The sequence below is a fragment of the Collinsella sp. AF29-7AC genome (assembly GCF_003475665.1).
In the GTDB taxonomy this organism is placed as follows: domain Bacteria; phylum Actinomycetota; class Coriobacteriia; order Coriobacteriales; family Coriobacteriaceae; genus Collinsella.
Genome location: NZ_QRQX01000019.1, coordinates 23,322 through 41,636, shown reverse-complemented (window position 1 = coordinate 41,636; position 18,315 = coordinate 23,322). Strand labels below are relative to the sequence as shown.

The 18,315-nt window shown below is 62.0% G+C and carries 14 protein-coding genes; 13 read left to right on the top strand and 1 reads right to left on the bottom strand.

Translation table 11 applies throughout. The features are described from left to right. The 3 genes from DWZ15_RS10735 to DWZ15_RS08495 form a co-directional block, all read left to right on the top strand. Positions 1 to 253 (top strand): IS110 family transposase (locus DWZ15_RS10735; protein ID WP_233544707.1); only part of this gene is annotated, 253 nt, incomplete at its 5' end. 474 nt (positions 254 to 727) lie between these two features. Then, positions 728 to 2,572: a magnesium transporter gene (locus DWZ15_RS08500; RefSeq protein ID WP_099432471.1), complete on the top strand. Its 1,845-nt coding sequence runs from the start codon at positions 728 to 730 to the stop codon at positions 2,570 to 2,572. A 74-nt stretch (positions 2,573 to 2,646) separates the two neighbouring features. After that, positions 2,647 to 3,843: an Nramp family divalent metal transporter gene (locus DWZ15_RS08495; RefSeq protein WP_117583711.1), complete on the top strand. Its 1,197-nt coding sequence runs from the start codon at positions 2,647 to 2,649 to the stop codon at positions 3,841 to 3,843. A gap of 545 nt (positions 3,844 to 4,388) precedes the next feature. Here DWZ15_RS08495 and DWZ15_RS08490 read toward each other — a convergent pair. Next, positions 4,389 to 6,605, bottom strand: coding sequence for an acyltransferase family protein (locus DWZ15_RS08490; protein WP_117817884.1), 2,217 nt, complete (start codon positions 6,603 to 6,605; stop codon positions 4,389 to 4,391). 187 nt (positions 6,606 to 6,792) lie between these two features. Between DWZ15_RS08490 and DWZ15_RS08485 the strand changes: the two genes are divergently transcribed. From DWZ15_RS08485 to DWZ15_RS08440, 10 genes are all read left to right on the top strand, one after another. Further along, the gene (locus DWZ15_RS08485) at positions 6,793 to 7,788 is read left to right on the top strand and encodes a ribokinase (protein WP_118450471.1); all 996 of its coding nucleotides are present in this window, start codon (positions 6,793 to 6,795) and stop codon (positions 7,786 to 7,788) included. A gap of 4 nt (positions 7,789 to 7,792) precedes the next feature. After that, a complete protein-coding gene (locus DWZ15_RS08480; RefSeq protein ID WP_117564514.1) occupies positions 7,793 to 8,767 on the top strand; it encodes a nucleoside hydrolase in 975 nt (324 codons plus the stop codon). A 221-nt stretch (positions 8,768 to 8,988) separates the two neighbouring features. Then, entirely contained in the window at positions 8,989 to 9,999 is a 1,011-nt protein-coding gene (locus DWZ15_RS08475) for a LacI family DNA-binding transcriptional regulator (protein ID WP_118237337.1), read from the top strand. A 257-nt stretch (positions 10,000 to 10,256) separates the two neighbouring features. Next, a complete protein-coding gene (locus tag DWZ15_RS08470; protein ID WP_117800086.1) occupies positions 10,257 to 11,657 on the top strand; it encodes an L-fucose/L-arabinose isomerase family protein in 1,401 nt (466 codons plus the stop codon). Between the two features lie 2 nt (positions 11,658 to 11,659). Then, positions 11,660 to 12,496, top strand: a complete 837-nt coding sequence (locus DWZ15_RS08465) for a transketolase (RefSeq protein WP_199580062.1) — start codon at positions 11,660 to 11,662, stop codon at positions 12,494 to 12,496. Next, a complete protein-coding gene (locus DWZ15_RS08460; protein ID WP_118450469.1) occupies positions 12,489 to 13,430 on the top strand; it encodes a transketolase family protein in 942 nt (313 codons plus the stop codon). The genes DWZ15_RS08465 and DWZ15_RS08460 overlap by 8 nt, the downstream gene beginning before the upstream one ends. A 142-nt stretch (positions 13,431 to 13,572) precedes the next feature. Then, the gene (locus tag DWZ15_RS08455) at positions 13,573 to 15,063 is read left to right on the top strand and encodes a glycerol kinase GlpK (protein ID WP_118450467.1); all 1,491 of its coding nucleotides are present in this window, start codon (positions 13,573 to 13,575) and stop codon (positions 15,061 to 15,063) included. 135 nt (positions 15,064 to 15,198) lie between these two features. Further along, entirely contained in the window at positions 15,199 to 15,687 is a 489-nt protein-coding gene (locus DWZ15_RS08450; protein ID WP_117770240.1) for an S-ribosylhomocysteine lyase, read from the top strand. A gap of 144 nt (positions 15,688 to 15,831) precedes the next feature. Further along, a complete protein-coding gene (locus DWZ15_RS08445; RefSeq protein ID WP_118450465.1) occupies positions 15,832 to 16,476 on the top strand; it encodes a DUF4867 family protein in 645 nt (214 codons plus the stop codon). A gap of 345 nt (positions 16,477 to 16,821) precedes the next feature. Further along, entirely contained in the window at positions 16,822 to 18,252 is a 1,431-nt protein-coding gene (locus tag DWZ15_RS08440) for a 6-phospho-beta-glucosidase (RefSeq protein ID WP_117634553.1), read from the top strand. The last annotated feature ends 63 nt before the right edge of the window (positions 18,253 to 18,315 follow it).

The following is an 18,315-nucleotide window of genomic DNA, read 5'->3' as shown; positions in this document are numbered from 1 at the left end:
AGATGCGTTTGCGAAAGTGGTCAATTTTAGATTAGCGCTAACAACCGTGCCCGGCATCGGCCCGAGGACCGCGGCGCAGCTCGCGGTGTCGGTCGACATCGGGAGGTTCCCGGACCACGACCACCTGGCCTCGTACTGCGGCATAGCCCCGAGGGTGAGGAGCTCCGGCACGTCGGTGAGGTCGGTCAGGGCGTCCAGGCGCGGCGACGCGAGGCTCAAGTCCCTGCTGATCTTCTCGTGCAACACCTGGTGAGGTCGTCGGGGCGCTACGGCGAGTACTACCGGGCCTGCAGGGCGCGGGGCATGGGCCACGGCAGGGCGCTCAAGGCCGTCGCGAGGAAGCGGCTCAGGGCGATATACGCCGTGATGCGCGACCGGGTGCCCTACCGGGAGTAGCCCCGACGGTTGACAAAACTATAGGAACACCCAATGGCTATGTCACGGATACGTCAGCGTTTGGTATGCCTGCAATGTGCAGCGCATAAATTCGATGCCGCAGGGCGATGCTGATGCTATAGTTACTGCGGTTAATGAGGGTCAAGAGAAAGGTTACAGGTGAAATCCAAACCTCGACCATACAGTCGATGACCCCATGCAGGTGCTTTTTGCGCATGCACGGGGTGTAAGCGTCGAGCGGCGTGCCGCCCGCGCATGCGTATACATATCCAGAAGCCCCCGGACGCCGCACGCGCGGCCGCGTCCGGAGGAATAATGATGGGGAGCACCATTGAATTATCTGAGTGAGATGCTCAAATTGCCAGTCTTGGACGTCGACGGCGAAAAGCTCGGCGTGGTCAACGATTTTGGCATTGCAACCGGCGAAGTTTTTCCGCACGTGACGTCGCTCGCGTTCCGCGGTCCCGGCAAGACGCCGTTCATGATCAGCTGGCGCAAATGGGTCGACCGCATCGACGAGACGGGCGTGTATCTCAATACGTCTGCCACCAATATTCGCTTCTCGTACCTGCAGCCGACCGAGCTCCTGCTGGCGCGCGACGTTCTCAATAAGCAGATCGTCGACACGCAGGGCATGAAGGTCGTGCGCGTCAACGACATCAAGTTTTCCATGTCGGGCGAAAATCAGCTGCGCCTGCTGGGTGCCGAGGTCGGCGCCCGCGGTCTGCTGCGTGCAATCAGCCCCGCGCTCGAGCACGTCGTCGAGGGCTTTATGAAGCACCTGGGCAAGCCGCTCAGCGAGGACATTATCGCCTGGTCCTACATGGACCTGCTCGACCGCTCGACCAAGAACATTCAACTCTCGGTGTCGCACAAGACGCTCGGCGAGCTGCACCCTGCCGACATCGCCGACATTATCGAGCAGCTCGACCCGCGCTTGCGTGCGCAGGTGTTTGCGCAGCTCGATACTGCCCAGGCCGCCGAGGCCATCTCGGAGTTCGATGACGACGAGCTTATGACCGAGATGCTCGAGGGCCTGTCCGACACCGACGCATCGTCGATGCTGGCCATGATGGACCCGGACGACGCTGCCGACCTGATCGACGAGCTTGATTACGAGAAGGCCGAGAAACTCCTGCGCCTGATGGGCGTCAAGGAGGAGAAGGCGATTCGTAACCTGCTGGGGTATGAGGACAACACCGCCGGCCGCATCATGACCTCGGAGTTTGTCTCCCTGCCCGCTACGGCAACGGTCGGTGACGCCATCGAGGCGATTCGCGAGCTCGACGAGGACTTCGAGAGCGTCTATTACGTCTATACCGAGGATCCGAGTGGCATGCTGACCGGCGTGCTTTCGCTGCGCACGCTGATCGTAGCCGACCGCGACGCCACGCTGGGTCAGTTGGCCTATCGCGACCTGGTCTATGTGTCGCCCGACGAGGACCAGGAAGACGTGACGGACGAGATGACCAAGTACGACCTGGTTGCCATCCCTGTCTGCGACGAGAACCGTCATATCCTTGGTATCGTGACCTTCGACGACGCCATGGACGTTATCGCCGAGGAGCATCAGGAGGACCTGCAGATCGCCGGTGTCGGCTCGGGCGATAGCGCGTCGGACGACTCGACGAACGTGCTCAGCTGGTTCGTGCATCGCCAGTACTGGGTTGTTGTATGGGGCATCGCGTCGTGCATCATGGCGACCGTGCTGGGAACGGCGCTCGGCTCCGCGCATCTGGTGGTGTTCCCCATGTGCGCCATGCCGCTCGTGCTGCTGGCGGCCTCGCGCATGGTGTCGTTCGTCAAGAACTACTTCCTGGAGTATGACGGTCACGACGACGAGCCCAAGCCGTATCTGGGATTCTTCTTCCAGAGCACGGGCATGGGCCTGATTCTGTCACTCGTGACCTACCTGTGCGCCCAGCTGGTGCGCACCGCTGCATTCCCCGATGCCTCTATGTTTGAGGAGCAGCTCTTTACCGGCTGCTTTAACATTGCCGCCATCATTTGCCTGGTTGGCAACATGAGTGCTGTGATTTACCTGATGGTGCTGTTCTGGCGTGACGAGCATGACCTCAACACGTCGGGCACCGCCATGAACGTTATTGCCGTCATGATCTCGTGTGTGGCGTATTGCATCGCCGCGGTGCTGCTCGCCATGTCAGTCATGGGCTAGGTGGTCGCGTGCAAAATACCAAGCAAAAGTCGGGCACCAAGCAAAAGCTGACCATCGCGGCCATCTTTGGCGCTATGGGTCCCGGTCTGCTGGCGGCGCTTTCGGGCAATGACGCCGGCGGCATTGCAACGTATTCCAGTGCGGGTGCCAGCTATGGCTACAAGATGCTCTGGATGCTTCCCGTCATGACTGTGCTGCTCATCGTGACGCAGGAGACCGCGGCGCGTTGCGGCTGCGTGACGGGCAAGGGCCTGGCATCGCTCATTCGCGAGCGCTTTGGCGTGCGCAAGAGTGTACTTGCTATGGCGGCGCTGTTGATCGCCAACACGGCTGTGACCATTTCGGAGTTTGCGGGTATTGCGAGCGGCCTTGCCCTCTTTGGCGTGCCGGCGAGCATCTCGGTGCCGTTGGTGGCGCTGCTGGTGTGGATGCTTACCATGTCGGGGAGTTTCCAGCGCATCGAGAAGATTCTGCTGCTGGTGAGCTGCGTGTTCGTGACCTATATTGTCGCCGCGTTTATGGCTGGCCCCAACTGGGGTGAGGTCGCGGTCGACCTGGTCGTGCCCAACATTCAAAATGACCCCAGCTACGTGTCGCTCGTGGTCGCAACGATCGGTACCACCATCGCGCCGTGGATGATTTTCTTGGCGCAGAACAACGTGGTCGATAAGAACGCGGGCGAGGACGATATCGTGCTGCAGCGCATCGATACCGTGAGCGGCTCGCTTGCTGCCGATATCATTGCCGGCTTTATTATCATCACGACCGGCACGGTGTTGTTCCCGGCGGGTATTCAGATTAGCGATGCTGCCGATGCTGCCCGCGCGCTGGAGCCTATTGCGGGTCAGTGGTCTACGGTACTGTTTGCCTCGGGCCTGGTCGCGGCGAGCTTCTTGGCTGCCTGCGTGCTGCCGGGCGTTACGTCGAGCGCTATCTGCGAGGCATTTGGCTGGGAGCGCGGTGCCGACCGCAGCTGGGACGAGGCCCCGGTCTATCGCGGCATCATTACTGCCATCATTGGCATCTCTGCCGTGCTGGTGCTCATGCCCGGCGTCGATCTGTTCCAGATCATGATGACCTCGCAGGTCATCAATGGCGTGCTACTGCCCGTGGTTCTGGTGTTCCAGGTGGTTATCGCTGCCGACCGTCACATTATGGGCGCCAACCGCAATGGCCGCGTGTGGAATGTGCTCACTTGGGCGACTATCGGTGTGATTACGGTGCTGACGGTCGTCATGTTTGTTCTGCAGGCGATGGGTTACAGCGCTTAGCGCCTCTTTTGGACTCCAAACAGGCCGCAGCGATGGACTGCGGCCTGTTTTTTGCCCGCTATAGGGCGTTAGTTATATGGCAGTGGACAAAAAATGCCAAATATGAGTACTGTTGCCTTGCCGATAGCATTTACGACCAAGAAAATAATGAACATAGTTAAGAATCTGTTTATTAAAAGCGGGTCTCCAAGTCCTAAGCCGGCCATTCTGGTCAACTGGAAGGGTCGTGCGCTACCGCATGAGCGCCATTTTGGGTGGTTTTGCCTGCTACTAAAATGGTAACAGTACTCATATTTGCCACTTTTTGTCCACGACCTCTTGGAGTCGGCTCGAAAAGAGTGATTTTGGGTTGTTTGCTGCGGGTGTGGGCTTGGAAACAACGTCCGGGGTGGCGAGGCGCCCAGAATTCGGTCGCAAGGAGGGCGTTCCTCGGCTGTGTCAGGAGTGTCCCTGGGTGCCGGCATATAAGGAACGTCCCTAACTGCCGGAGGGGGTGCCTGCCGTGGCAGGCACCCCCTCCGGATGTGGGAAGTTTGCGCTGCAGGTTACTTGTCGGTGCCCAGCTTGTGCGGCTTGAGAGCGAGCGCATTGACGAGCGCGTCGGTGGCAGACTTGACGGCTGCCGGCTGCGGATCGTTGACGTGATCCTCGGGATGCACGGGCAGGTCCTTCTTGACTGCATCGTGGATCAAGTTGAGGTACTCAGTCACGCCAGTGGTCGACAGGTGCGTGCCATCGCCATCGAACAGGTCGTTGCGATTGGCACTGTATCCGTACCAGTCGATAACGCGCACGTTCTTGTAGCGCGTAGCAGCGTTGGCGATGGCCTGGTTGGTAGAGCCAACCCACGGCTGCGGGCTGCGCGTGTTCACAAACACCACAATACGCTTATCTCCTGCATCGGTCATGATGGCGTCGATCTGGTCGTCGGTTACCAAGCCGTTGGTGCCCAGTGCAAAGACCACGATCTTGCCGGCAAGGTTCTGTTGGAGATAGCCCTCAAATGTCGCGCGGCCCGCATCAAACTGGCGGCCCTTTTCGGCATCGATGTGACTGTGGGGGAACACGCCGTCAAAGGAATCAACGGCGCGCAGCGACACGGAGTCACCGATCATCAGCAGGTCGTAGGATCCGTCGGGGAAGCCGTCGTTGTCCTTGTCGGTGCCGTCGGCCGCCTGCTGGTCGGTGGGCGCGGTGTTTTTGGCTTCCTTGTTGAGGACTTCGGCGCCCTCACCGCTCAGTGCGGAGGTCTCCGGCACAAAAATCAGGCCGCCCAGCGCGATAACAAGCACAATCCCGCAAGTGGCGCACACGGGAATATGAGCGCGCACCCAGTTGGCGGGCGTGGTGGTGCCGTCGCGGAATTCGGATACGGTGCGCCCAAAGGCACCCTTTCTAAACGGCGTCTCGATAAAGCGATATGAGCATTCGGCTACGGCGACCACCAACAACACCTGCAAAATGTACTGCCACCACGGCGTATCGTTGATGTTGGCGACCGGGTTCATGAGCAACAGTAGCGGATAGTGCCACAGGTAGATGCTGTACGAGCGCTTGCCAACCCACACGAGCGGCTCGGCGGACAGCGCGCGGGCAACCATTCCCTGGGGCTGCACGCAGGCCGCGATGACCATGAGCGTGAGGATGGAGCATAACAGCGTGCCGCCGCGATACTGGAACGCGGTGTAGCCGTTGGTGAGCGCGACCATGGCGGCAAGGCCAACCAGACCCACGACGCCCAACACATCGATGGATGCGGGCGAGGACCAAAAGCGCACGAGGGCGCTCGGCTGTGCCGGGACGGTCTCGGCTGCGCCGTCGGTCGTAGCGTCATGCTTGCTTTCGGCGTTCTTGCCGTGCTTGGCGGCGCCAGCCAGGCGATTGAGCCCCAAACGATGAGCGAGACACACCGGCGCCAGGTCGCGATCGGGGATAAAGGCCATCCAGGCGCCCAGCAGCAGCGAGAAGACGCGGGTGTCGGTGCCGTAGTACACGCGGCTGGGGTCGGCGGCGGGGTTATAGAGCACCATCATGGCGATGGCGGAGACAGCAGCCAGTCCCAGAACCATGCGGCGCGTGTTGGGCTTGCTCATGTGCATGGATACCATAGCGAGCAGCAGCGGGGGCCAAACCAGGTAGAACTGTTCCTCGATGGCGAGCGACCAAAAGTGCGTAAGCGGCGAGGGATCGCCCAGGGCATTGAAGTACGAGACGTTTTGGGCAATCTGCCACCAGTTGTTGAAGAACAGCAGCGACGGCAGGATGTCAGGGCGCATCTTGGTGAGCATCACGTGGTTAAAGATGGTGCACAGCGCGCAGGTCACGAACACTACCGTTACCACGGCGGGGACCAGGCGACGGATGCGGCGAATCCAGAAGCTCTTAAGGTCGATACGGCCGGTCTTAGCGACTTCGTTGAGCAGCAAGCGCGTGATCAGATAGCCCGAAAGCACAAAGAAGATCGTGACGCCAAGCAGGCCGCCCTGAGCCCACGTGAGGTTGAGGTGATAGAGCACCACCGCGACGACGGCAAGCGTGCGCAGACCGTCGAGCGCAGGGATGTAGCGGGACTTGGGGCGAGCAGGCGTCTGCTCCGCGGCGGGAGTGTTGGCGCGGCCCGCGTTGTTGGCAGAAGCGCGATGGGGGCTCGCGGTGCGTCGCGGCTCGTTGGCACGGCGCTCGCCCTTCACGCGTTCGTGCGGCGCCGGCTCGTTGCCCGTGCGGCGTCGACCGCGCGAGCCCGATTGCGAGAATTGTTCCATAAAACATCATCCAATGACGAGAATAATCAGCACGTATTCATTGTAGCTGCCTGCCCCTGTGAATGCTTGCTGCTGGCGCAAGCTCAAGCGCGCGTCCACATCAAAGTGAACTAAAGTTATAGGGGGTGCGAGAGTGCACAATCGTTGGTCGACGGTGGGCGTAAAGCCTGAAGACGAGGAGGTTTCCATGGCGGATCACAGCATCGTTGCGGTGTTCGGCAGCATGAACATGGACCTTTCGGTGGCGTGCGAGCGCATGCCGCGTGCGGGCGAGACAGTCGGTGGCAGCGGTTTTATCACCAACGCTGGTGGCAAGGGCGCTAACCAGGCCGTCGCTGCTGCGCGCATGGGTGCGCGCACGTGCATGATTGGCGCTGTTGGGCGCGATACCTTTGGCGATGCGCTGGTGGCAGGGCTCCAGGATGCCGGCGTGGGCGTTGAGTTTGTGGCGCGTCGCGATGACGTGGAGACCGGTACCGCGACTATCATTCGCTGCGAGAGCGACAACCGCATCGTGCTGTCGCCGGGCGCCAACCATGCGCTTGCGGGCGAGGACGTTGCCCGCGCACTGAGGCGCTTGGTGGCCGACGAGCTCGACGGCGATGCCAGCGAGTTTGCCCCGGCTGCCGGAAGCGTCTTTATCGCCCAGGGCGAATGTGACCTTGCAGCGACGGCCGAGGCGCTTGCTTGCGCTCACGAGCTGGGGTTCTATACGGTCTTTAACCCTGCGCCCGCCTGCGATTTGCCGGCAGGAGCGTGGCCTGCGGTCGACTTGGTCTGCCCCAACGAGACCGAGTGCCAGATGCTGACGGGCATTCTGCCCACAGATGATGCGAGTTGCGTCGCCGCGCTCAATGCGCTGCTCGACAAGGGCGCCGGCGCCGCGGTCATCACGCTGGGCGGCGCCGGCTCGGTTACGCTCGGCGATGGCGGTGAGCCGCTGCGCATGCCGGCGCTTTCGAGCGCGGTGGTCGATACGACGGCCGCGGGCGATACGTTTATTGGTGCGCTTGCTGCAGCTCGTCTGGAGGGCCTGCCGCTCTTTGAGTGCATGGCCGCGGGTGCTCGCGCCTCGGCGGTGACGGTGTCGCGCCTGGGCGCTCAGCAATCGATTCCCACGCGTACGGAAGTCGAGCACAAGTTTGGTTTAGACGGTTTGGATGTAGACGGAGAAGCGGAGTAGAACAATGGCAACCAAGAAGCTGATCCTTGATCTGGATATGGGTGTGGATGATGCGATGGCGCTCGCCTATGCCATCGCAAGCCCCGAGGTGGAGCTCGTCGGCATCACCACGTGCTTTGGTAACGTGCGCGTCGAGCAGTCGGCGCACAACTGCTTGGCGGTGCTCGACCTGTTGGGTCGTCCCGAGGTGCCGGTGTACCTGGGCGCCGATCGTCCCATGAAGGCGACCGAACCCTACACGCCGCCGGCGTCCACCACGCTTATCCACGGCAAGAACGGTATTGGCGGCGCAAGCGTGCCCGCTTCGCCGTACGAGCCAGTGGGCGCGACGTCGGCCGATGGCAATGCGGCGGTCGATTACCTGATTGATGCCGCGCGTACCTATGGTCCCGATCTGGTCTACGTTGCGACCGGCCCGCTCACCAATCTGGCGCTTGCCCTGGAGCGCGATGCGGCGGCGATGATGTCCATCGGCCGCGTGGTCGTGATGGGCGGTGCGCTTACCGTGCCCGGCAACGTGAGCGCGGGCGCCGAGGCCAACATGGCGGGCGACCCCGAGGCTGCCGACGCCGTGTTGCGCTCGGGCCGCAAGCTCACCATGGTGGGCTTGGATGTGACGCACCGCGTGGTGCTCACACGTCGCGACGTTGCCGGCTGGACGGGCTCGGGCACTATGGCTGGCTGCGCGTTTGCGAGCATGGTCGAGCACTATATCGGTTCGTACGAAATGAACGCGCCCTACCTGGGCGGCTGCGCGCTGCACGATCCGCTGGCGGTTGCCGTGGCGATTGATCCCACGCTCGTGGGTGCGCTCGGCTGCAATCTTCGTGTCGACCTGCTGGGCGAGTACCGCGGCCGCACTATCTGTGACGAGCACCGTCTGTCCGATCCGGATAAGAGCGCGCTCGTGGCGCTCACCGTGGACGCCCCGCGCTTCCTGTCCGAGTTCAAGGCCCGTATGGCTCGTGTCCTGGGCTAAATGATTTTCACGCCCCATGTAGTCAATTTGGGACGGGCTTTTTTAGCTACCGAGTAAATACGCCCGTTGGGGGAATAGTCGCGTCGCTTCGCTTGACAACAGGCTAAACTAGCTATTAAACATTTACTATTCTGTTTAGATTGAATTTGCGGTCGTTTAGTTGTCGAGTCACGGGGCGGTCAGGCCACGATGCTCCGCCACGACCGTTGCTAGGGGGAACAATGGCCAAAGCAAGTGTTCGCGAGATCAGCCGCATCACCGGTTTTTCGCCCGCAACCGTGTCCAACGCGCTCAACCGCAAGCGCAGCGTGAGCGAGGAGACCGCCAAAGTCATCCTGGAGTGCGCGCAGTCGCTCGGCTATCAGCAGTCGACGCAGCTCGAGAGCATCCAGTTTGTGCTCGCGCGCAAGACGGGCGCCATCCTGGACGAGAGCACCTTCCACCCCGCGGTCATCGAGGGCGTGGAGCGCCAGGCGCGTCGCCACGGCATGAGCACGAGCTTTGTCTCGCTCGACTTTAGCGACCTAGACGCCGTGCGTCCGCAGGTCGAGGGCCTGATTGCCGATCCGGCCGCCGCTATTGTACTAATGGGTACGGAGTTGGGCGAGGAGGACTACGCCCTGTTCGCTAACGCCGCCGCCCACCTGATTGTGCTCGATGGCTGGAGCGACCGCCAGTACTTTGATGCCGTGGTCATTGCCAATACCGATTCGGTGCTGCGTGCCGTGGACTACCTTATCGAGAAAGGTCACAAGCAAATCGGCTATCTGGCGGGCGACCTTCGTATCCGCAACTTTAAGGACCGCGAGCGCGGCTATCGCCAAGCGCTTGAGGATGCGGACCTCGAGGCCAATCCGGCATGGCGCGTCACGCTGGGCACCACGCTCGAGGGCGCTTATCGCGACATGGGCGCGTGGCTCGACAATGCCTCGCACGACGACCTGCCGACGGCTTTCTTTGCCGAGAACGACGTGCTCGCCGTGGGTGCCATGCGCGCGTTCAACGAGCACGGCATTTGCGTGCCCGAGGATGTCTCGATCATCGGCTTTGACGACCTATCTCTGGGCGCTTTTTCCAACCCGCCGCTCACCACGGTGCATGTTCCCAAGCACGAGGTGGGTGAGATCGCGGTGCGCCGCCTGGTGGGCAACATCCGCAATCCCAAGAGCTACACCTGCAAAACGGCCGTGTCGACCTATTTTGTCGAGCGCCAGAGCGTGCGCGAAATCTAGGCGGAGACGGCATTGCCTGCAGCGTGCCAAAGCTCGCTAGGGCAGTTAACATAGTGCCATTCAGAAGAGGATCCTTCGGGGTCCTCTTTTTGTTTCCCTTGTATGTTCAGATTGTTTACATACCGTTTAGGCTGATTTCTCTACCGTCTACGGGTATTTCGCGCTAAACTTCTAAACAGAAGAGTAAAACATTTAGTAAACAGAACAAAACGAAACATGCGTCTGTTTACTGAACATGTGACTAGGGGAGGACGTACATGGATAAGATCAAGCTCGGTTTTGTGCCCACGCGCCGTAGCATCTTTAGCGCGCCGGACGCGATCAAGTATCGCGGCCTTACGGCTGATCGCCTGCGCGAGATCGGCGTCGAGATTGTGGATATCGACGACATCAACGACGAGGGCCTGCTGTTCGACGACAGCCATATCGCGCCTATCGTCGAGAAGTTCCGCGCCGAGGGCGTCGACGGCATCATGCTCTGCCACGCCAACTTTGGTACCGAGTATGTCTGCGCCCGCCTTGCCCGCGAGCTCGGCTTGCCCGTGCTGCTGTGGGGTCCGCGCGACGAGCGCCCCGAGCCCGACGGCACCCGTCTGCGCGATAGCCAGTGCGGCCTGTTCGCCACCGGCAAGGTCCTGCGTCGCTTCCAGGTTCCCTTCACCTACATGACCAACTGCCGTCTGACTGATCCCGAGTTCGAGCGCGGTGTCTGGGACTTTTTGGCCGTGTGCAACGTGGTCAAGACTTTCAAGCACACCCGCATTCTGCAGATGGCCACCCGTCCGTTCGATTTCTGGTCGACCATGTGCAACGAGGGCGAGCTGCTCGAGAAGTTCAACATCCAGCTTTCGCCCATCCCCATGACCGAGCTTGTCCAGGCCGTGCGCGACGCCCAGGCTGACGAGCAGGCCATGGCAACCATGCTCGCCCACATTGGTGACAGCTTTGAGATCTGCATCCCCGAAGACAAGGTTCCTGCGGTCGCAGGACTCGCCATTGCCATGAAGCGCCTGGTCGAGAAGTACGGCTGCAACGCCGGCGCCATCCAGTGCTGGAACGCCCTGCAGGACGAGTTGGGCATTATGCCCTGCGCCGCCAACGCAATCCTCAACGAGATGGGCATCCCCATCGTCTGCGAGACCGACATCCATGGCGCTATCACCGCGCTGATGGTCGAGGCCGCCGACCTGGGCCGTCACCGCGGCATGTTCGCCGACTGGACCGTGCGTCATCCCGATAACGAGAACGGCGAGCTGCTGCAGCACTGCGGCCCCTGGCCCTGCAGCTGCGCGGCCGTCAAGCCCAAGCTCACCTATCCGCTGGCCTTCGATCACCCCGGCGCGCTGACGGCCGAGGCCAAGCACGGCGACCTCACCCTTGCCCGCTTTGACGGCGACAACGGCGAGTACTCGCTGCTGCTGGGCAACGCCCGCGGCATCGACGGCCCGGCCGGCATGGGCACCTACCTGTGGGTCGAGGTCGACAACCTCAAGCGCCTCGAGGCCAAGATCGTCGAGGGTCCCTACATCCACCACTGCGTCGCCATTCACGCCAACGTGGTGCCGGTGCTCTACGAGGCGTGCAAGTACATCGGCATTGTCCCCGACCTGTACGACCCCATCGAAGAAGACGTCAAAGCTTACCTGCGAGGAGAGTAGAAATGGCAACTATCGAAGAGCTTGAGTCCCTGCGTTGGGACCTTCGACGCGATTGCGTCGATATCATCATGGCTGGCGCTGGCGGGCACATCGGCGGCGACATGTCGGTCATCGATGCGCTGATGACCCTCTATGCCAACCACCTCAACATTTCTCCCGAGACCGTCGACGATCCCAACCGCGATCGCTTCGTACTCTCCAAGGGCCACGCCATGGAGGCCTACTACGCGGTGCTCTGCCACGAGGGCTATCTGGACCTCGACGACGTCAAGGCCCGCTTCTCTAAGTTCGGCAGCCCCTACATCGGCCACCCCAACAACAAGCTCAAGGGCATCGAGATGAACTCGGGCTCGCTGGGTCATGGCCTGCCCGTGGCCGTCGGGATGGCGCTTGCCGGCAAGATGGATGGCCGCGACTACCGCGTCTACACCATCATGGGCGACGGCGAGCTTGCCGAGGGCTCGGTCTGGGAGGGCGCCATGAGCGGCGGCAACTACCAGCTCGATAACCTGTGCGCGCTCGTGGACCGCAACCGCCTGCAGATCAGCGGCAGCACCGAGGACGTCATGAAGCAGGACTCGCAGGAGGAGCGCTGGGCCGCCTTCGGTTGGAACGTGCTGTCCATTCCGGGCAACGACGTCCAGGCCATCGACGCCGCGCTGACGCTGGCCGCCGAGACCAAGGGTAAGCCCACGGTCATCATCCTCAACACGGTGAAGGGCTACGGCTCGCCGGTTATGGAGGACAAGGCCGCCTGGCATCATCACCTGCCCAACGATGAGGAATATGTCCAGATCATCGCCGATTTCGCTGCCCATAAGGAGGCTATCAATGGCTAACAAGATCGCCAACCGCAAGGCTATCTGCGACACGCTGCTCGAGGCCGCCGCAACCGATAAAGACATCGTCGTCCTGTGCTCCGACTCCCGCGGCTCCGCATCGCTCACGCCGTTCTTCGATCAGTATCCCCAGCAGTCCATTGAGGTCGGCATCGCCGAGCAGGACCTGGTGAGTATCGCCGCCGGTATGGCCTCGTGCGGCAAGAAGGCCTGGGCCGCCTCGCCGGCGTCCTTTGTGACCACGCGCTCGTATGAGCAGTGCAAGGTCGACGTTTCGTACTCCAACACCAACGTCAAGCTCATCGGCATCTCGGGCGGCGTGTCCTACGGCGCCTTAGGCATGAGCCATCACTCCGCGCAGGATATCGCCGCCATGAGCGCGATTCCCAACATGCGCGTGTATCTGCCGAGCGATCGATTCCAGACCGCCGAGCTCGTGCGTGCCCTGGTCGCCGACAACAAGCCGGCCTACATCCGCGTGGGCCGCAACCCGGTGGAGGACGTGTACACCGAGGACGAGTGCCCGTTCCAGATGGATCGCGCCACTTGGGTGCGTCGCGGCGCCGATGTGACGATTGTCGCCACCGGCGAGATGGTCCGCCATGCCGTGGACGCCGCCGATCTGCTGGCCGAGCAGGGCATCTCGGCAACGGTACTCGACATGTATTGCGTCAAGCCGCTCGATGCTGAGGCTGTGATCGAGGCCGCCGGTGCCACGCGCGCCGTCGTGACCGTCGAGGAGCACAGCCCCTTCGGCGGCCTGGGTTCCATGGTCGCGCAGGTCGTGGGCGAGCATTGCCCGTGTCCGGTCAAGTGCCTCTCCCTGCCCGATGCGCCGGTCATCACCGGCACGAGCCCCGAGGTCTTTGCGCACTACGGCCTGACGGGCGAGGGAATCGCCAAGACGGTCGCCGAGGTCCTTCCCGCAGAGTAATTGGTGCATCGGGGACAGGTTTGCACCAATCCTTTTAGGTTGAATTCTGAGCAGGCCGGCTGCGCTCTCATGAGCCGGTCGGCCACTCGCTCCTTGTCCGTCGGGTTTTAGTTTTGAATCGACGGGGGAGACAGGAGAGTACATGAGCAAATACATCATCGGAATCGATCAGTCCACACAGGGTACTAAGGCGCTGCTGGTGGACGAGGGCGGCCATCTGATCCATCGCGCCGACCGCTCACATCGCCAGATTGTCAACGAGGCCGGCTGGGTGAGCCACGACCCGGCCGAGATCGCCGCCAACGTGCTGGCTGTGGCACGCACCGTGGTGGAGGAGACCGGGGTCGATCCGGCAGACATCGCCGGCGTTGGCATTTCCAACCAGCGCGAGACCACCGTTGCCTGGAGCCGCACGACGGGCGAGCCGCTGTGCGATGCCGTGGTGTGGCAGTGCGCCCGCGCCCGCGAGCTGTGCGACGAGCTGGCTGCGCGCGAAGGCGTGGCCGAGCTGGTGCGTGACACGACGGGTCTGGTGCTCTCGCCCTACTATCCGGCGGGCAAGATGGCCTGGATCCTCGCGAACGTTCCCGCGGCTGCCGAGGCCGCGGCGGCGGGCGAGCTGTGCCTGGGCACCATCGATGCCTGGGTGGTCTGGACGCTCACGGGTGGCGCGGAGTTCCGCTGCGACTGGTCCAATGCCAGCCGCACGCAGCTTTTTGACCTGCGCCGTGGCTGCTGGAGCGAGCCGGTGTGCGAGGCCTTTGGTGTCAATCCGGCGTGCCTGCCGCAGGTGACCGATTCCGATGGCCTGTTCGGTACAACGGACCTGGGCGGCTTTTTGCCGGCGCCCGTGCCCATTCACGGTGTGCTCGGCGACAGCCATGCCGCCTTGTTTGCCCAGGGCTGCCACAGCCGCGGCATGGCCAAGGCGACCTATGGCACCGGCAGCTCGGTCATGATGAACGTCGGCGTCGAGTTCGTTGCCAGCTCGCACGGGCTTTCGAGCTCGCTTGCGTGGCGTATGGACGGCGTGACCGAGTATGTGCTCGAGGGCAACGTGAGCTACGCCGGCGCCGTCAAGACGTGGCTGCGCGACGACCTGGAGCTCATCAACAATCCCGAGGAAGTCACCGACCTGTGCTACGCCGCCAATCCGGCGAGCCGTGTCTACCTTGTGCCGGCGTTCACTGGCCTGGGCGCGCCGCACTGGGCGAGCGATGCCGAGGGCTGCGTCTTTGGCATGACGCGCACCACGGGCCGTGCGGAGTTCGTAAAGGCCGCCGATGAGTCGATCGCCTATCAGATCTTCGACGTCATCGATGCGATGGTCGAGGATTCGGGTGCGGCGCTGGCCGAGCTTCGTGTTGACGGCGGTCCCACGCGCGACGCGTACCTGATGCAGTTTGAGAGCGACCTGGTCGGCTCGCCCATCCGCATTGCGAGCAACGACGAGATGAGCGGCCTGGGTGCGGCCTGGGCCTGCGGCATTGCGCTGGGCATGTACACGCGCGATGTCGTCGACGTCTACGGCGCCCGCGACATCGTGGAGCCTGCCATGCCTGCCGACGTGCGAGCCAAAAAGATCGCCGGCTGGCGCCATGCCGTCGACGCGACCATCGCCTACACTGCCTAGGCGGCTGCGCGGCGCCCGCAGGCTATTCCCGGGTAGCTCATTTGGGACGGGGCTTTTTTGACTGGTATGATTGGTGCGATCATTCGAACCAGCTAAAAGAGCCCCGTCCTAAATTGACTACCGAGAGGAACTGCCATGGAGCGTATCGCGAGTTTTTCCGTTGACCATCTGCTGCTCGAGCCCGGCGTGTATGTGAGCCGCATCGACCGCGATCCGGCGACCGGCGCCGCCGTCACCACCTTTGATCTGCGCCTGACCACGCCCAACAAGGAGCCGGTCATGAACACGGCCGAGTGCCACACCATCGAGCACCTGGGCGCGACGTTCCTTCGCAACCATGCCGAGTGGTCGAGCCGCATTGTCTACTTTGGTCCCATGGGCTGCCGCACGGGCTTTTACCTCGTCGTGTTTGGCGAGGTGACGAGCGAGGAGATCCTGCCGCTCGTGCGTGAGCTGTTCGAGTTTGTCGCCGGCTTTGAGGGCGATGTCCCCGGTGCCGCTCCCGAGGAGTGCGGTAACTATCTGGACCAGAACCTCCCCATGGCAAACTGGCTCGCGCGTCGCTATCTCGACCGCGACCTGGCCGATATCGATGAGAAGCACCTGCATTATCAGCAGGCGTAAGGGCTTTATCGCCCAAAGCGCGCGCATTGGGCGCCTTCGCTTATGCGGGGGCGCCTTTTTGTTGAGTGGTCGGGACGAGCGTTCAAAATCGCTCATGTTTGTTCTAGAATGTTCGTATAGTCACATTTACGAACAGGAGCGAACATGCACATCTATTCTGTCAACGATCCCGAGTTCAAATCCTATGGCAACGTTTGGGATGACGTTCCGTCCGAGCTCACGTTGCTCGTGCTCGAGGCGCTCTCTGCCACGCCCATCCCCGAAGGCAGCAAGTACGTAGCAAGCGCGCCGGAGCTCGAGAGCGTCAAGGGTGCCGATAAACTGGGCTTTCTCATGTTTGGCGGCCGCCCCTTCCAGCTCGGCTGGTGCAACGGCCACAACACGCAGCTCAACTGCCTGGAGTATCACCGCGCCAGCGAGTTTAACCTGGGCGCCCGCGACTTTATCCTGCTCGTGGCGCATCGCTGGGAGATTGAGGGCGGCAAGCTCGACACCGCGTGCGTCAAGGCGTTCCGCGTGCCGGCGGGTACGGTCGTCGAAGTCTTCAACACCACGCTCCACTACACGCCCTGCATGGTCGACGACGGCGGCTTCCAGGTGATGGTGGCGCTGCCGGCGGGCACCAATGGCCCGCGCCCCGAGGCCGCAGCCGACATGCCTGCCGCCGGTGACAGCTACTGCTACTGGAAGGCCGACAAGTGGGTTCTCTGCCACGCAGATAGTCCCAAGGCTGCCGAGGGCGGCTACGTGGGCCTCGTCGGCAAGAACCTCGACATCGCCTGTGACTAGCATCTTCCGTCTCGATTTGTAACATCTAGCGGGCTAAATCGTCTCTACCTGTTACAGATTTAGACAAACTGCGGGGGGGCTGCCCGAAAATCTCGATCTGTAACACCAAGCCCGGTTTTGGCTGCCTACCTGTTACAGATCGAGACAAACCGTCCCCAACCACCACAAAGGTGCCTGTCCCCTTTGTGGTGGTTTGGGGCGGCGGTATCAGAAAGTGTCAGGCAGGGGCGGCTGCCGGGCCGCCGTGTGCGAAAAGAAGTGTCGGCCTGCGTCGTTGCCGTTGAGTAGCGCGCTGCTTACGGGGATACTGAAACCACGACAAACAGCGTGTGAAAGGATTGATGCATGGCTTTCCGTAAAGACTTCCTGTGGGGCGGCGCGACGGCTGCCAACCAGTGCGAGGGCGCTTACGACGTGGATGGCCGCGGCCTGGCCAACGTGGACGTGGCGCCGCACGGCCCCGAGCGCTATGCGGTGGTCTCCGGCCAGCGCAAGATGCTCGACTTCGAGGACGGCTATTACTACCCCGCGCAGACCGGCATCGATTTCTATCACCACTACAAGGAGGACATCGCCCTCTTTGCCGAGATGGGCTTTAAGACCTTCCGCATGAGCCTGGCCTGGACCCGCATCTTCCCCAACGGCGACGAGACTGAGCCCAACGAGGCCGGCCTGGCCTTCTACGAGGACGTGTTCCGCGAGTGTCAGGCGCACGGCATTGAGCCGCTCGTGACCATCACGCACTTCGACTGCCCGATTCACCTCATCAAGGAGTACGGCGGCTGGCGCAACCGCAAGCTCATCGACTTCTACAAGAACCTCGCGACCACGATCTTCACCCGCTACAAGGGCCTGGTAAAGTACTGGCTTACCTTCAACGAGATCAATATGATCTTGCACCTGCCGTTTATGGGTGCCGGTCTGGTCTTTGAGGAGGGCGAGAACAAGGAGGCCGTCGAGTACCTGGCCGCCCACAACGAGCTCGTCGCCAGCGCTTGGGCAACCAAGATCGCTCACGAGATCGACCCTGAGGTCAAGATCGGTTGCATGCTTGCCGCAGGTAGCTACTACCCCTACAGCTGCCGTCCGGGCGATGTGCGCCAAGCGCAGATTGACAACCAGAGCAACTATTTCTTCGTCGACGTTCAGAGCCGCGGCTACTACCCGGCCTATGCCGTCAAGAAGCTCGAGCGTTTGGGCATCGATGTGGGCATGACGGATGAGGACCGCGAGATCCTGGCCGCCAACACCGTCGACTTCATCAGCTTTAGCTATTACAGCACCCGTTGCTCCGCCGGTGCCGATAACCCCGATGTCGAGCGCACCCAGGGCAACGCCTTCGCCGGCGCCAAGAACCCCTACCTGCAGGAGAGCCAGTGGGGCTGGGCCATCGATCCGCTGGGCTTCCGCATCACCCTCAACGACCTGTACGACCGTTATCAGAAGCCGCTGTTTGTGGTCGAGAACGGCCTGGGCGCCAAGGATGTTGTCGAGGAGGATGGCTCCATCAACGACGACTACCGTATCGACTACCTGCGCCAGCATATCGCCGCGATGCGCGATGCGGTGACCGAGGACGGCGTTGACCTGCTGGGCTACACCACCTGGGGCCCAATCGACCTGGTGTCTGCCGGCACGGGCGAGATGTCCAAGCGCTACGGCTTTATCTATGTCGACCGCGATGATGCGGGCAACGGCACCCTCAAGCGTTCCAAAAAGAAGAGCTTCGACTGGTACAAACACGTCATCGAGACGAACGGCGAGGACCTGGCCTAAGGCTTCCCAACAACCATAGCCTCCTAACCAAAACGCCCGGCGAGCAGTTAATGCCCGCCAGGC

What these genes read in the sequence shown, in the direction of transcription:
- DWZ15_RS08470 (WP_117800086.1), top strand. Translation starts at nt 10,257, where the DNA reads ATGGATAAGATCAAGCTCGGTTTTGTGCCCACGCGCCGTAGCATCTTT.
- DWZ15_RS08460 (WP_118450469.1), top strand. Translation starts at nt 12,489, where the DNA reads ATGGCTAACAAGATCGCCAACCGCAAGGCTATCTGCGACACGCTGCTC.
- DWZ15_RS08480 (WP_117564514.1), top strand. Translation starts at nt 7,793, where the DNA reads ATGGCAACCAAGAAGCTGATCCTTGATCTGGATATGGGTGTGGATGAT.
- DWZ15_RS08475 (WP_118237337.1), top strand. Translation starts at nt 8,989, where the DNA reads ATGGCCAAAGCAAGTGTTCGCGAGATCAGCCGCATCACCGGTTTTTCG.
- DWZ15_RS08440 (WP_117634553.1), top strand. Translation starts at nt 16,822, where the DNA reads ATGGCTTTCCGTAAAGACTTCCTGTGGGGCGGCGCGACGGCTGCCAAC.
- DWZ15_RS08455 (WP_118450467.1), top strand. Translation starts at nt 13,573, where the DNA reads ATGAGCAAATACATCATCGGAATCGATCAGTCCACACAGGGTACTAAG.
- DWZ15_RS08490 (WP_117817884.1), bottom strand. Translation starts at nt 6,605, where the DNA reads ATGGAACAATTCTCGCAATCGGGCTCGCGCGGTCGACGCCGCACGGGC.
- DWZ15_RS08495 (WP_117583711.1), top strand. Translation starts at nt 2,647, where the DNA reads ATGGGTCCCGGTCTGCTGGCGGCGCTTTCGGGCAATGACGCCGGCGGC.
- DWZ15_RS08450 (WP_117770240.1), top strand. Translation starts at nt 15,199, where the DNA reads ATGGAGCGTATCGCGAGTTTTTCCGTTGACCATCTGCTGCTCGAGCCC.
- DWZ15_RS08465 (WP_199580062.1), top strand. Translation starts at nt 11,660, where the DNA reads ATGGCAACTATCGAAGAGCTTGAGTCCCTGCGTTGGGACCTTCGACGC.
- DWZ15_RS08485 (WP_118450471.1), top strand. Translation starts at nt 6,793, where the DNA reads ATGGCGGATCACAGCATCGTTGCGGTGTTCGGCAGCATGAACATGGAC.
- DWZ15_RS08445 (WP_118450465.1), top strand. Translation starts at nt 15,832, where the DNA reads ATGCACATCTATTCTGTCAACGATCCCGAGTTCAAATCCTATGGCAAC.